Raw genomic sequence first — 13,874 nt, forward strand, 5'->3', positions numbered from 1 at the left:
TTATTTCTCTGCAAGTAATGACAAGAAGAAAGCCAACACTAACGCACGTTCTTTTAAGCTTTTAAAGCGCCCAGATGCGCCACCGTGGCCACTGTCCATATCTGTTTTAAATAATAGTAAGTTATTATCGGTTTTATATTCACGCAACTTAGCAACCCATTTCATTGGCTCCCAATACTGCACTTGCGAATCATGAAATCCGGTGGTGACTAAAATATTCGGGTAATCTTGTGCGCAAATATTATCGTATGGTGAATACGCTTTAATCCAATCATAAGCATCACGCTCATTTGGGTTACCCCACTCATCATACTCATTGGTAGTAAGTGGAATACTTTCATCTAACATGGTTGTTAGTACATCTAGGAAAGGAACTGTGCAATCAATGCCGAGGTATAACTCTGGCGCTTGGTTTACCACCGCCCCCATAAGTAAGCCACCAGCACTGCCGCCCGATGCAAATACTTTGTCTTTTGCACCATACCCTTTTTCAACTAAGGCCTTGGTAGCATCAATAAAGTCATTAAAGCTATTTTGCTTATGTTGCATTTTGCCTTGCTCGTACCATTCACGACCAAGCATTTCAGAGCCGCGCACATGGGCAATGACATAAACAAACCCTCTGTCGAGCAAGCTTAGGTTATGCGCAGAAAAATTAGGATCGATAGTAATACCGTAAGCACCATAACCATATTGATAAATCGGATTAGTACCATCTTGTTTAAATAAGTCTTTGCGATAAACCAAGGATACTGGAATATCCACCCCATCACGGCTAGTGATCATCAAGCGCTCAGCCTGATAATGTGATGCATCAAATTCGCCTAACACTTTTTGCTGTTTCAGAACGCGCTTTTCACCGGTATTTAAATCAAACTCAAACAAACTGCTTGGTGTGGTTAAGCTCGAATAGAAAATGCGTGCTTTATCGGTATTTGGCTCGGGGTTATCGCCAATTCCGGCAAAAAAGCATGGATCATCAAACGCAAGCGCAAAACTGTCGCTATTTTTTGGGTAAATAATAAAACGAATTTGCCCTAGCTCACGTTCTGTCACTACTTTAAAATGGGTAAATAACTCAATACCTTCAATCAGTACATTGGTACGATGGGCAACAAACTCTTGCCACTGAGATTTTTGGCTAATGGTTTGAACATTTGCTGTTAAAACTCTGAAGTTTTTTGCCTGCCAATTAGAGTAAATAACATACTCATCGCCCAGTTTATCAATATCATAAATATGATTTTCTTCACGGGGAATTAAGCGTTTAAATTCGCCCATTGGATTATTTGCATCAAGCACTAAACAATCGGTAGTTTCAGTTGCGGCAAGATCAATCATCAACAAACTATCATCACGGCTTTTACCAAGCCCCATATAGAAGCTGTGATCGTCTTCTTCATAAACCAACACGTCTTCACTTTGAGGGGTTCCTAGAATATGGCGATATACTTGGTAACCCAACAAGGTTTGTAAGTCCTTCCTTACATAAAATACTGTTTTATTATCATTAGCCCAAATCACTTGGCCTTCGGTGTTTTCCAGTACGTCATCTAAGTAAGTATTGGACGCAATATGCTTAAAACGTACGGTGTAAATGCGTCGACTGTCGGTGTCTTCTGAATACGCTAACAACTGATCATTAGGGCTAATGCCAATTTCACCTAGATCATAAAATTCATGCTCGCTGGCAAGTGCATTCACATCTAATAACAGCAACTTATTGTCGCCAGCAAAGCTGGTGGTGCGATAGTGACGAGCATATTCATCATCACCTGTTACTTCACTGTGATACCAATAATCACCATCCTTTACCGGTACTGTGCTGTCGTCTTTTTGAATACGACCTTTCAGCTCTTCAAAAAGCTGATGCTGCAACTCTTCTGTCGGTTTAAGAACCGTATCACAATACGCATTTTCAGCTGCGAGATGGTCAAGTACAGCAGGCGCACTTCGATCATCATCGCGCATCCAATAATAGTTATCGGTGCGCTCCAAATTGTGTGAACTAAGAATTTTTGCTTTTTTATTCGCAATTGGGGCAATTGCGGTACGGTTTAAACGTAGAGTTGTCATGAAGTTAGCTATAAACCCAAAATGAATAGCATTAGTAATAGCCGCAGTTTAGCAAAATAAAGCATCGTTAACATTAAGTTACTTTTTACGTTTTTAATCTGTTTTTGCATTGGGTAGACTCTTTTGTTGATAAAAAAGCAAATATTCACTTTGAATGTTCCAAGGGAAACACAATGAAATTAAAGTTACTTTCACTTGCGGTGGCGCTTAGCTTTGCTAGCAGTGCTGCATTGGCAAAAGATGACAAGAAAAAAGACGAGAAAAAAGATAAAACACTGGCTGAAATGCTAGAGAAAAAAACCGTTTCAGAAGGTCTTTTTAATCTTTACCAAGATACAAAAACCGGCGAAACCATGATGGTGATTAGTGAGGCAAACTTAAACAAGCCTTACGTTTACTTTGCACACACCGTTGATGGCGTTGTTGATGCAGGCCATGTACGTGGTTCATACCGTGAAACAAAGTTAATTGAATTCCGTCGTCACTTTGATCGCATTGATATTATTAGTAAAACACCACGCTATAAATTTGATCCAAACAATGCAATTGCTAAAGCTAGCGATGCAAATATCAGCGAAGCGGTGTTAGCAAGCTTAAAAATTGAAAAAGAAGAAGAAGGCAAGTTTGCGCTTAAGGTAGATAAGCTATTTAAAAGTGAAGCGCTTCATAAAGTATCACCATGGAAGCGTACCGATGATAAAAATGCCAGCAAACGTTTTAACCCTGGTAAACTAGATGACAAAAAATCGCGCATTTTATCAAACCGCAACTACACAAATAACTTAGATATCGTTGTTGATTATGTATTTAATAATGCTAATCCAACGGTTCGTGGCACACAATCAGTAACCGATCCGCGCACAGTTTCAGTAAAAGTTCAGCATTCATTTATTGAACTGCCACAAAATGACTACCAGCCACGTAAAGATGATTCGCGTATTGGTTACTTTGGTCAGCAGTTTGACGATATGACAACTAGCGACTGGGCACCTTACCAAGATTACATTAATCGTTGGAACCTTGTTAAAAAAGACCCTAATGCGGCGATTTCAGAGCCAGTTGAACCAATTACATGGTGGATTGAAAATACGACACCAGTAGAGTGGCGCGAAACAGTAAAAGAGGGTGTGCTTGCATGGAACTTAGCATTTGAAAAAGCAGGTTTCAAAAATGCCATTGAAGTAAAAGTACAACCAGATGACGCAGAGTGGGATGCAGGTGACATTAACTATAACGTGTTACGTTGGACATCTTCACCACGTCCTCCATTTGGCGGTTACGGCCCATCACTTGCTAACCCGTTAACAGGCCAAATTTTAGGCTCTGATATCATGCTTGAATACGTGTTTATGAAAAACCGTTGGATGATGGATAGCCTTTACAGCCAAGCGGCATCATCAAGCGCTCACAACCATGATATTGCAAGCCAACAAGGTTTACATTGCAGCCAAGGACATGAATTGCAGCAGGGTATGATGCTAGCTAATTCACTGGCAACGACTGATATTGCGAAGAAAGAAATTTTAGAGCAAGGGTTAAAAATGCTGATTCTTCACGAAGTAGGTCATACGCTTGGTCTTAACCACAATATGAAAGCGTCTATTTTGTGGGATGAAAAAGAAGTTCACGACAAATCTAAAACGCAAGGTATTTTAACTGGTTCAGTAATGGACTACACACCTGCGAATATTGCACCAAAAGGTATGACTCAAGGCGATTACTTCCAAGATAAGCCAGGCCCTTACGATGATTGGGCAATTGAGTATGGTTACTCTCAAGGTTTAACTGATGCAGCAGCGGAAGCAGCACGTTTAGAATCTATTTTAAAACGCTCTAGCGAGCATGGTTTAGCATTTGGTAATGATGCCGACGATATGCGTGCACCAGGTCGTCATATCGACCCACGCGTGATGATTGGCGATATGTCATCAAACGCTGTGGCTTATGCCAAAGATCGTATGGAATTAGTAAACCAAACATTCGGTAAACTTGAGCAAACCGCGCTTAAAGACGGTGAGTCGTATCAAGAGCTACTTGTAAAAGCGAATATGCTATTTGGTCAATACCGTGCTCAAGCGGGTGTTGTATCTCGTTATATTGGTGGTGTTTATGTAGAACGTGACAATGTAGGTAGCAATACGCAACCTTACACGCCAGTGCCACTTGCTAAGCAAAAAGAAGCGATGAACGTGCTAACAAGCTTCGTATTTGCACCAGATGCGCTATCTTCAATGGAGCCGCTACTAAATAAAATGCAGCACCAACGCCGCGGCTTTAGCCATTATGGTAAAAACGAAGATCCTAAGTACCATGCTATGGTTTTAGGTATGCAAAAGAACGTTTTAGCTCAGTTGTTACACCCAAATGTAATGACACGTATTTCTGATAGTACAAAATACGGCAATGAATACGATGTAAATAGCTTCTTAAACGATCTAACAGCAGCCATTTTCGTTGATGCTAAGTCTGCAACATCAGTAAGCCACAATGTACAAACTGAATATGTGAAGTCGTTAATTAAGGTTGCTGGTGTTGATAAGCCATCTAAGCATGACAACCTAGCCAAAGCAGCCGCATTTAAGCAACTTCAAGATATTCAAGGCGCAAGCCTATCTTGGGGTGCGTCGGATGCTGCGAAAGCACAAAAAGCCTATATTGATATGCTAATTGAGAAAGCATTAAAAGCGTAATTTATATCGCTACGCGAATTTAGACAAAATGCTTGAAAGCCGAACATTTATTGTTCGGCTTTTTTATTGTATTGTCATATTTCGATTTATTTTCAAAGGATATGATATATGAAAAAAGCGATAGTAGTTTTATTTTCACTACTACTGGGAGCATGTAATTCAACAGAAAAGGTAAAAGAGCCTTACTTTACACAAGCTCCTATAAAGGTAGATCAAAGTGAAGTGAAAGAATATTGGGTATTTCAACCGCAAAAAACAAAAAAATTTAGCGGCAAACGCCCTTCTTGGTTACCAGAACAACCTGGAATGATGACTTATAAACTAGTTATCGATTCAAACGGTAACGAAGTTACAAAAGAGTTAATTTCAACTACACCAAATAATTGGATTACGCAGCAGCAGCTAACAGATATGCCAAAAATATCATATCTACCAAGTGACCAAAATACGAACCGAGTGCCTGTTGAAGTGGTGATGAAATTAGCTGTGGGAATCACTCCCAATAAATAAAAGTCATACAAAATAAAAAACCGAGGATTAACCTCGGTTTTTTATGCCATAACTTTGTAAGTATTAATCATAAACTGTTGGGATTGGCTGGCGCTTATGCTCTGTGCGCTTATAAATCGCAATCAGCTTTTCTTCAACTTCACTCGATACTTCTTTGCCTTCTAAGAAGTCATCAATCTGATCATAGCTCACACCAAGTGCATCTTCATCAGCAAGGCCTGGGCGGTCACATTCTAAATCAGCAGTTGGTGTTTTAGTTACCAATAGTTCTGGCGCACCTAAGGTTTTTGCGAGCAATCGAACTTGACGTTTTGAAAGACCAAATAGTGGTGCTAAATCACATGCACCATCACCAAACTTGGTATAGAAGCCTGTAATATTTTCAGCACTGTGATCTGTGCCCACAACTAAACCTTGCGTTAATCCAGCAATCTCATATTGCGCTATCATGCGCTGACGCGCCTTTACATTACCTTTTGTAAAATCAACAGCACTTTGTGCTGGTGGCTCAATACCCGCAGCCTCAAGCGCTGCTAGCGCCTCTGTGTGCATACCATCTGTTGCTGGTTTAATATTTACAGTCACGCGCTTTGATGGCTGAATAAAATCAACAGCAAGTTGCGCTTCATCTTCATCTGCTTGCACCCCATAAGGTAAACGCATGGCGATAAACTGGTATTTATCAGTAGCGTGTTCTTGATTTAACTCATCAATGGCTAGCTGGCAAAGCTTACCACACGTTGACGAATCAACACCGCCAGAGATACCTAGCACTAAACTGCGCGTACCTGATTCCACCAGCTTACCTTTAATAAATGCCACTCGACGGGTAATTTCTGCTTGAGGATCGATTGAAGGCAGTACCTTCATTTCAGCCATGATTTCAGCGCGCACTGGTTTTCTCCTGTGTTATAAACCTAGATGTGATTTAATTTCTGCAAGTTCGCTGCGTAATTCAGCAACTTCTAATCGTAATTGTGCCACTTCATCACTTTGATGGCTAGCCACAACCGTTGATTGTGCATTCGAATTCATCACCTTGAGTTCAGAAATATCTGTATCACCAAATAAATGCATAAAACGCGATTCACGCTTGCCTGGCTCTCGCTCTAACTTCACAACATATTCTTGCTCTACTAAGGCATTTAGTGCGCTTTCCACTTCAGTCACATTACTAAAGTCTGCTAATCGATTAGAGCGCGTTCTTAGTTCACCCGGAGTTTGCGCACCACGCACCAGCATTAAGCAGATAATCGCTTTTTGCTGATCGGTTAACTTTATTGAACCAAATTCAGTGTTACAAAAACGATGCGCATATTTATTAACGCGGCCAGATAAGCCTTCATCAACTGTCACTAAGCGTTTTGCAGCAAGTGAATCTAAACCATCTTGTACTTCTGATTCAGATAAATCTAAAACCGGCTCACGATTGGATTTTTGATTGCAGGCGTTGGTTAAGCTATTAAGCGAAAGAGGGTATTGGTCGGGTGTGGTTTGTTGTTTTTCGAGTAAACAGCCAATAATGCGTTGTTCAACAGTCGTTAATTTGAGTTCCATCTTACTTCCTGAATAACAAGTTGTGTTTCTTATATACCTCAATTTAGAAAATGAAAAAACAAAAAACCCGCCATGAGGCGGGTTTTTTAATTAACCATGTAAGGTTTGGTTACTTCTTACGAATTGACTGAAGTACTTTGATTTGCGCAATCGCTTTAGAAAGCTCAATTGCCGCTTCAGCATAGTTAAAGTCTGCTGCTGATGCGTTCGCCATATGCTCTTCAGCTTGGCGTTTAGCTTCTAATGCAGTTGCTTCATCTAAGTCTTCTGCACGTGTAGCAACGTCTGAAAGAACAGTTACAGTGCCAGGTTGTACTTCTAACGTACCGCCTGCAATGTAAATCATCTCTTCTTCACCGTTTTGCTTAACAAAGTTAACCATACCTGGCTTTAGGGGTGTTAGCAGTGGCGCGTGACCATGTAAAATACCTAGTTCACCTTCACTACCAGTAACTTGAAGCGATTCAACGCGACCAGAGAAGATAGTGTCTTCTGCGCTTACTACGTCAAGATGTATTGTCATTGCCATAACAGCCCCCTAATTACATGTCTTTGGCTTTTTCGATCGCTTCGTCGATTGAACCAACCATGTAGAACGCTTGCTCTGGCATATCATCGTAGTCACCGTTTAAGATGCCTTTGAAGCCAGAGATAGTGTCTTTAAGTGATACGTATTTACCAGATGCACCTGTAAATACCTCAGCTACGAAGAACGGCTGAGATAGGAAACGCTGGATTTTACGTGCACGTGATACAACTTGCTTATCTTCATCAGATAGCTCGTCCATACCTAAGATTGCGATGATGTCTTTAAGTTCTTTATAACGCTGAAGAACTGTTTGAACGCCACGAGCAGTCTCATAGTGCTCTTGACCAATTACTAATGGGTCAAGCTGACGTGAAGATGAATCAAGTGGGTCTACCGCAGGGTAGATACCAAGTGAAGCGATATCACGAGATAGTACAACTGTTGCATCTAAGTGAGCGAATGTAGTCGCTGGAGATGGGTCAGTTAAGTCATCCGCAGGTACATATACTGCTTGGATAGACGTGATTGAACCAGTCTTAGTAGATGCGATACGCTCCTGAAGTACACCCATTTCTTCAGCTAGTGTAGGCTGGTAACCTACCGCTGATGGCATACGACCTAGAAGTGCTGATACTTCTGTACCCGCTAGTGTGTAACGGTAGATGTTATCAACGAAGAAAAGTACGTCACGACCTTCGTCACGGAACTTCTCAGCCATTGTAAGACCTGTAAGAGCAACACGTAAACGGTTACCCGGTGGCTCGTTCATCTGACCGTAAACAAGCGATACTTTATCAAGTACGTTTGATTCGTTCATTTCATGGTAGAAGTCGTTACCCTCACGTGTACGCTCACCAACACCTGCGAATACTGAGTAACCGCTGTGCTCGATTGCGATGTTACGGATAAGTTCCATCATGTTTACAGTTTTACCTACACCCGCACCACCGAATAGACCAACTTTACCACCTTTAGCGAATGGACATACAAGGTCGATTACCTTGATACCAGTCTCTAAAAGCTCAACTGAGTTGCTCTGCTCTTCGTAGCTTGGTGCTTCACGGTGGATAGAGTAACGCTCTTCTTCACCGATTGGACCCGCTTCATCAATTGGGTCACCAAGTACGTTCATGATACGACCAAGTGTCGCTGTACCTACTGGTACCTTAATTGGCTCACCAGTACCTTCTACTTCAGTACCACGACGTAAACCGTCTGTAGTACCTAGTGCGATACCACGTACCACACCACCGCCAAGCTGCTGCTGAACTTCTAAAGTTAAGCCAGCTAGCTCGCCGTTTGTTACTTTTAGCGCGTCATATACGGCTGGCACGTTGTCTTGTGGAAACTCGATGTCCACAACGGCGCCGATAATTTGGACGACCTTACCTAAACTCATGTCTATTCCTCTCGTTAACTTTGCCTAACCGTTAAACGGCTGCTGAACCTGCAACAATCTCACTGATTTCCTGTGTGATTGCAGCTTGTCGTGCTTTGTTGTATACCAGTTGTAACTCATTAATTAAGTCACCAGCGTTGTCTGTTGCGGCTTTCATCGCAACCATACGTGCAGCTTGTTCAGATGCAGCATTTTCAACAACACTTTGATATACCTGAGACTCAATAAAGCGTTTGATAAGAGTTTCTAAAATTGCCTCTGGGTTTGGCTCATATAAGTAATCCCAAGAGTGGCTAGAAACTTCTTCTTCAGCTTTAGGCAAAGGTAATAACTGATCGATCACTGGCTCTTGTTTCATGGTGTTTACAAAGTTATTGTAAACAACAAACAAACGGTCAATTTTGCCTTCTGAGTATGCATCTAGCATTACTTTTACAGGACCAATAACGTCTTGTACAGAAGGTGCATCACCAAGCCCTGCTTTGCTTGCCATTAACTCACCGCCAAAGCGCTGGAAAAAGCCTGCTGCCTTGCTACCTAATGCAGCAAATTCAACATCTACGCCTTTTTCTTTCCACGCTTTTACGTCTAGTGCAACTTTCTTAAACTCGTTTGAGTTTAAGCCGCCACACAGACCGCGGTCAGTAGAAACAATAATATAACCAACTCGCTTCGCTTCACGTTCTTCAAGGAACGGATGTTTGAAGTCTAAGTTAGCCTGAGCAACACGACCGATCACTTTGCGTATATTTTCAGCGTAAGGACGACTAGCTGCCACGCGCTCTTGCGCTCTCTTCATTTTTGAAGCGGCAACCATTTCCATTGCGCTGGTGATCTTCTGAGTATTTTTAATACTCCCGATCTTGGTTTTTATCTCTTTTCCGCCGGCCATGACTTATCTCCGAATCAGTGGTGACCGAAGTCACCATTAATAACTTACCAAGTTTGTGTAGATTTACACTTCTCTAAAAGCTCTTTAAGTTGAGCTTCGATCTCGGCGTTGTAGTTACCAGTTTCGTTGATTTCAGTCATAAGCGCTGAATATTCACTGTTAGCGAAAGAGATTAACGCAGCTTCGAAATCAAGGATCTTGTTGATTTCGATGTCTTTTAGATAACCTTTTTCAGCAGCGAATAGTGACAGAGACATTTCAGCAACAGACATTGGAGCGTACTGCTTCTGCTTCATCAGCTCAGTAACACGCTCACCATGCTCTAATTGAGCACGAGTTGCATCGTCAAGGTCAGACGCAAACTGTGAGAACGCTGCTAGTTCACGATACTGTGCTAGCGCTAGACGGATACCACCACCTAGTTTCTTAACGATCTTAGTTTGAGCTGCACCACCAACACGCGATACCGAGATACCAGCGTTAACTGCAGGACGAATACCTGAGTTGAATAAGTCAGTTTCTAGGAAGATCTGACCATCCGTGATTGAGATTACGTTTGTAGGTACGAACGCAGAAACGTCACCACCTTGAGTCTCAATGATTGGAAGTGCAGTTAGTGAACCAGTTTTACCTTTCACTTCACCGTTAGTGAACTTCTCAACGTAATCAGCGTTAACACGTGATGCACGCTCTAGAAGACGTGAGTGAAGGTAGAAAACGTCACCTGGGTATGCTTCACGACCTGGCGGACGGCGTAAAAGTAGTGAAATCTGACGGTAAGCAACAGCTTGCTTAGAAAGATCATCATATACGATTAGTGCGTCTTCACCGCGGTCACGGAAGAATTCACCCATTGTACAACCAGCAAATGGCGCTAGGAATTGAAGCGCAGCTGATTCTGAAGCAGATGCAACAACAACGATTGTGTTTTCAAGTGCACCGTGCTCTTCTAACTTACGTACTACGTTAGCAATAGTAGATGCTTTTTGACCAACCGCTACGTACACACACTTAACGCCTGTGCCTTTTTGGTTGATGATAGCATCGATAGCTAATGCAGTTTTACCAGTCTGACGGTCACCGATTACTAGCTCACGCTGACCACGACCAACTGGGATCATCGCATCGATAGACTTATAACCAGTTTGTACTGGCTCGTCTACTGATTGACGCTCGATTACACCAGGTGCAATCTTTTCTACAGGTTCGAAGCCTTCAGCTTCGATAGCACCTTTACCATCAATTGGCTCACCTAGTGTGTTAACAACACGACCAAGTAGATTACGGCCAACTGGTACTTCAAGGATACGACCTGTTGCTTTAACTTTTACGCCTTCTTTAAGGTCTGCGTATGGACCCATTACTACTGCACCTACTGAGTCGCGCTCAAGGTTTAGTGCGATAGCGTAACGGCTGCCAGGAAGCTCGATCATCTCACCTTGCATACAGTCAGCTAGACCGTGTACGCGGATGATACCGTCAGTAACAGATACAATTGTACCTTCGTTACGTGCTTCACTAACAACTTCGAACTGCTCAATACGTTTCTTGATTAGTTCTGAAATTTCAGTGGAATTAAGTTGCATGCTCTTCTTCCCAATTACGATTGTAGTGTGGTTGCAAGACGATTTAGCTTACCGCGTACTGATCCATCGATCACAGTATCGCCAGCTTTAATCACTAGACCGCCCATAGTGTTAGCATCAACACTACAATTCAGCTTAACTTTGCGTGCGAAGCGTTTTTCCAATGCTGCGCTAAGAGTAGCTTGCTGCTGTGCAGTAAGCTCAGTTGCAGAAACAACGTCAACGTCGATTTCTTTGTCATATTCTGATTTAAATTCAGCATATAACTCAGCAACAGCAGGAATAGCGGCTAAACGCTCATTTTCGGCCATTAGCTTGATAAGATTTTGACCTTGTTCGTTGATCTGCTCTGCGCCAAGCTTGATGATTGCATCTGCTTGCTCGTTTGCAGAAGGAATGCCTGAAAGTAGGGCTTTAACTTGTGCATCGCTCGCTAATGCGCCAGCGAAGAACAACATCTCGTTCCAACTTTCAACAGTACCTTTCTCAACGGCTAGATCAAAAGCCGCTTTCGCGTATGGGCGAGCGATGGTAGTCAATTCAGACATGCTCATACCCTCCTATCTATAGCTCAGCAACAAGTTTTTCAACGATGTCGCTATGTGCCGTTTCATTGATCTCGCGCTCTAAGATTTTCTCTGCACCAACAACTGCTAATTTAGCAACTTGTAGGCGAAGTTCTTCTTTCGCACGATTGCGCTCAGCTTCTACTTCTGAGTGACCTTGAGCAATGATAGCTTTACGCTCTTCTTGACCACGAGATGTCTCTTCGTCAACGATTTGCGTAGCACGCTTTTTAGCTTGTTCAATAATTTCAGCTGCTTGTGCTTTAGCTTCTTTAAGCTGGTCAGCTGCTTTCTGCTGAGCAAGCTCTAAGTCTTTTTCAGCTCTGTCTGTAGCAGCTAAACCTTCTTCAATTTTTTTCTGGCGAGCTTCAATTGCGCCGTTTAGCGGTGGCCATACATATTTCATACAGAAAAGTACGAAAACAGTAAACGCAATTAATTCACCAATTAGAGTGGCAGTTAAGTTCACGACCGCTCCTCCTTAAATAGTTTGCTGTTCAACGATTAATAAAATTAAAGTACGAACAACAATACCATTGCGATACCTACACCGATCATTGCTACCGCATCGATAAGACCAGCTAGGATGAACATTTTAACTTGTAGTGAAGGCGCTAGTTCAGGTTGACGAGCACACGCTTCTAGGAATTTACCACCCATGTTACCGAAACCGATAGCAGTACCGATTGCACCGAAACCGATAAGTAGAGCCACAGCGATGTACTTAAGACCAATCATTAGTTCCATTTTTATCTCCAAAATGTAAATTAAAAGTTAAATTAAAAAAGTTTGTAAATTAGTGGTTGTCTGAGCTTGCCATGCTTAGGTAAACAATCGTCAGCATCATAAATACGAATGCTTGAAGAACGATAACTAAGATATGGAAAACTGCCCAAATAAAGTGTAATGGTAACTGCATTAAGCCAACTGCACCGATTAGGATGAAGATAAGCTCACCTGCATACAGGTTACCGAATAAACGTAGTGCTAGTGAAAACGGCTTAGCAACTAACGCGATTGTTTCTAACAAAAGGTTACACGGGATTAAGAACAACATACCGATTTTGTTCTTAGTGCTGAATGGGTGAAGCGTAAGTTCAGCAATGAAACCTTTGATGCCTTTAATTTTTACTGAGTAACCAATCATCAGTAAGAATACACCTAGCGCTAATGCAGCAGTTAGGTTGATATCTGTGGTTGGTACTATCTTCATGTAGACATCGTGTGAATCCATACCAAATGCTGATTCGCCAACAAAGCCAGCAAATGCAGGTAAGAAGTCAACAGGAATTAAGTCCATTAGGTTCATTAAGAAAACCCAAACAAAGATGGTCAGTGCAAGTGGTGCAATTAACGCGCTCTTACCGTGGTAAGTATCACGTACGTTGTCACCAACAAACTCCACAATCATCTCAATGAAACATTGAAACTTACCCGGTACACCGGTAGTTGCTTTGTTTGCTGCGCTTCGGAAGATCCATAAAAATAAGATCCCTAATCCGATAGACCAAGCAAGGGTATCGATATGCCACGTCCAGAAACCACTGTCAGCACATGCTTTATTGAAGGCAAGACCGGCATCGGTCGAACACATCTTAGCATTTGTTAAGTGGTGCTGAATGTGACTCGATAGAGTTACTTCTTCAGCCATGTTTTATCCCAAAAGTTAATGAAAAAAAATCGGTGCAAACCAACTTACTATCATTACCAGTACATAAGCCGAGAAAAATGGTAATAACATTACCGCAGACGACTTAAACACCAGTGCAAACAGCACAATGGTTAATAAATACTTTAATCCTGCCCCTCGTTTTATCGAGGAGTAAACTTGCTGTACTTGTCTGGCCCCAGCAAAACGAAAAGCATAGAGGGTAAATACTAAATTGGGAAGCAACGCCACAAATCCACCAATTAATGCAGATTTGCCCGCTAAAACTCCCCAACCAAGCCAAACAACTAACGCACTTGCAAGTGCTACTACGCCCTGTAAATAAATAAACTTCAGTGCTTTGGTTCGTAAAGGTTTTGCTAATGAATTTGCCACAAAAATAATCAACCTTGACGATGCA

At 42.0% G+C, this 13,874-nt stretch carries 14 protein-coding genes; 2 read left to right on the forward strand and 12 right to left on the reverse strand.

Translation table 11 applies throughout. From position 1 onward, the window contains the following. Window positions 1-2,076 (reverse strand): S9 family peptidase, encoded by a 2,076-nt coding sequence (locus AAEU29_RS14885; protein ID WP_421974056.1) that lies wholly within the window; start codon window positions 2,074-2,076, stop codon window positions 1-3. A gap of 173 nt (window positions 2,077-2,249) precedes the next feature. Here AAEU29_RS14885 and AAEU29_RS14890 point away from each other — a divergent pair, with 173 nt between their 5' ends. After that, a complete protein-coding gene (locus AAEU29_RS14890) occupies window positions 2,250-4,766 on the forward strand; it encodes a zinc-dependent metalloprotease (protein ID WP_421974057.1) in 2,517 nt (838 codons plus the stop codon). Between the two features lie 108 nt (window positions 4,767-4,874). Further along, window positions 4,875-5,276, forward strand: a complete 402-nt coding sequence (locus AAEU29_RS14895; protein WP_421974058.1) for a hypothetical protein — start codon at window positions 4,875-4,877, stop codon at window positions 5,274-5,276. A gap of 63 nt (window positions 5,277-5,339) precedes the next feature. Here the strand turns inward: AAEU29_RS14895 and nadE are convergent, their stop codons facing one another. The 11 genes from nadE to AAEU29_RS14950 all read right to left on the reverse strand — a co-directional run bounded on the left by nadE (window position 5,340) and on the right by AAEU29_RS14950 (window position 13,849). Further along, the gene (nadE, locus tag AAEU29_RS14900) at window positions 5,340-6,170 is read right to left on the reverse strand and encodes an NAD(+) synthase (protein WP_421974059.1); all 831 of its coding nucleotides are present in this window, start codon (window positions 6,168-6,170) and stop codon (window positions 5,340-5,342) included. Window positions 6,171-6,185: 15 nt separating this feature from the next. Next, window positions 6,186-6,833: a YceH family protein gene (locus AAEU29_RS14905; protein WP_421974060.1), complete on the reverse strand. Its 648-nt coding sequence runs from the start codon at window positions 6,831-6,833 to the stop codon at window positions 6,186-6,188. Window positions 6,834-6,942: 109 nt separating this feature from the next. Next, complete coding sequence (locus tag AAEU29_RS14910; protein WP_421974061.1) at window positions 6,943-7,362, reverse strand: F0F1 ATP synthase subunit epsilon; 420 nt, start codon at window positions 7,360-7,362, stop codon at window positions 6,943-6,945. A gap of 13 nt (window positions 7,363-7,375) precedes the next feature. Then, window positions 7,376-8,761 (reverse strand): F0F1 ATP synthase subunit beta, encoded by a 1,386-nt coding sequence (gene atpD / locus AAEU29_RS14915; protein ID WP_421974062.1) that lies wholly within the window; start codon window positions 8,759-8,761, stop codon window positions 7,376-7,378. A gap of 31 nt (window positions 8,762-8,792) precedes the next feature. Continuing rightward, window positions 8,793-9,653, reverse strand: a complete 861-nt coding sequence (atpG, locus tag AAEU29_RS14920) for a F0F1 ATP synthase subunit gamma (protein WP_421974063.1) — start codon at window positions 9,651-9,653, stop codon at window positions 8,793-8,795. A 44-nt stretch (window positions 9,654-9,697) separates the two neighbouring features. Further along, window positions 9,698-11,239 carry a F0F1 ATP synthase subunit alpha gene (atpA, locus tag AAEU29_RS14925; RefSeq protein ID WP_421974064.1) on the reverse strand — a complete coding sequence of 514 codons (1,542 nt, stop codon included), beginning with the start codon at window positions 11,237-11,239 and terminating at the stop codon, window positions 9,698-9,700. A gap of 14 nt (window positions 11,240-11,253) precedes the next feature. Further along, complete coding sequence (gene atpH / locus AAEU29_RS14930) at window positions 11,254-11,787, reverse strand: F0F1 ATP synthase subunit delta (RefSeq protein ID WP_421974065.1); 534 nt, start codon at window positions 11,785-11,787, stop codon at window positions 11,254-11,256. Between the two features lie 16 nt (window positions 11,788-11,803). After that, on the reverse strand, window positions 11,804-12,274 hold the full coding sequence (gene atpF / locus AAEU29_RS14935) for a F0F1 ATP synthase subunit B (protein WP_421974066.1): 471 nt from the start codon (window positions 12,272-12,274) through the stop codon (window positions 11,804-11,806). Window positions 12,275-12,318: 44 nt separating this feature from the next. Then, window positions 12,319-12,552, reverse strand: coding sequence for a F0F1 ATP synthase subunit C (atpE, locus tag AAEU29_RS14940; protein WP_010561330.1), 234 nt, complete (start codon window positions 12,550-12,552; stop codon window positions 12,319-12,321). Window positions 12,553-12,601: 49 nt separating this feature from the next. Continuing rightward, complete coding sequence (gene atpB / locus AAEU29_RS14945) at window positions 12,602-13,456, reverse strand: F0F1 ATP synthase subunit A (RefSeq protein ID WP_421974067.1); 855 nt, start codon at window positions 13,454-13,456, stop codon at window positions 12,602-12,604. A gap of 15 nt (window positions 13,457-13,471) precedes the next feature. After that, a complete protein-coding gene (locus AAEU29_RS14950; RefSeq protein ID WP_421974068.1) occupies window positions 13,472-13,849 on the reverse strand; it encodes an ATP synthase subunit I in 378 nt (125 codons plus the stop codon). Window positions 13,850-13,874: the final 25 nt, after the last annotated feature.

Source organism: Pseudoalteromonas aquimarina (genome assembly GCF_049257255.1).
Lineage (GTDB): Bacteria > Pseudomonadota > Gammaproteobacteria > Enterobacterales > Alteromonadaceae > Pseudoalteromonas.

What these genes read in the sequence shown, in the direction of transcription:
- AAEU29_RS14890 (WP_421974057.1), top strand. Translation starts at nt 2,250, where the DNA reads ATGAAATTAAAGTTACTTTCACTTGCGGTGGCGCTTAGCTTTGCTAGC.
- atpA (WP_421974064.1), bottom strand. Translation starts at nt 11,239, where the DNA reads ATGCAACTTAATTCCACTGAAATTTCAGAACTAATCAAGAAACGTATT.
- AAEU29_RS14895 (WP_421974058.1), top strand. Translation starts at nt 4,875, where the DNA reads ATGAAAAAAGCGATAGTAGTTTTATTTTCACTACTACTGGGAGCATGT.
- AAEU29_RS14905 (WP_421974060.1), bottom strand. Translation starts at nt 6,833, where the DNA reads ATGGAACTCAAATTAACGACTGTTGAACAACGCATTATTGGCTGTTTA.
- AAEU29_RS14910 (WP_421974061.1), bottom strand. Translation starts at nt 7,362, where the DNA reads ATGGCAATGACAATACATCTTGACGTAGTAAGCGCAGAAGACACTATC.
- AAEU29_RS14885 (WP_421974056.1), bottom strand. Translation starts at nt 2,076, where the DNA reads ATGACAACTCTACGTTTAAACCGTACCGCAATTGCCCCAATTGCGAAT.
- atpE (WP_010561330.1), bottom strand. Translation starts at nt 12,552, where the DNA reads ATGGAACTAATGATTGGTCTTAAGTACATCGCTGTGGCTCTACTTATC.
- atpD (WP_421974062.1), bottom strand. Translation starts at nt 8,761, where the DNA reads ATGAGTTTAGGTAAGGTCGTCCAAATTATCGGCGCCGTTGTGGACATC.
- atpH (WP_421974065.1), bottom strand. Translation starts at nt 11,787, where the DNA reads ATGTCTGAATTGACTACCATCGCTCGCCCATACGCGAAAGCGGCTTTT.
- atpG (WP_421974063.1), bottom strand. Translation starts at nt 9,653, where the DNA reads ATGGCCGGCGGAAAAGAGATAAAAACCAAGATCGGGAGTATTAAAAAT.
- atpB (WP_421974067.1), bottom strand. Translation starts at nt 13,456, where the DNA reads ATGGCTGAAGAAGTAACTCTATCGAGTCACATTCAGCACCACTTAACA.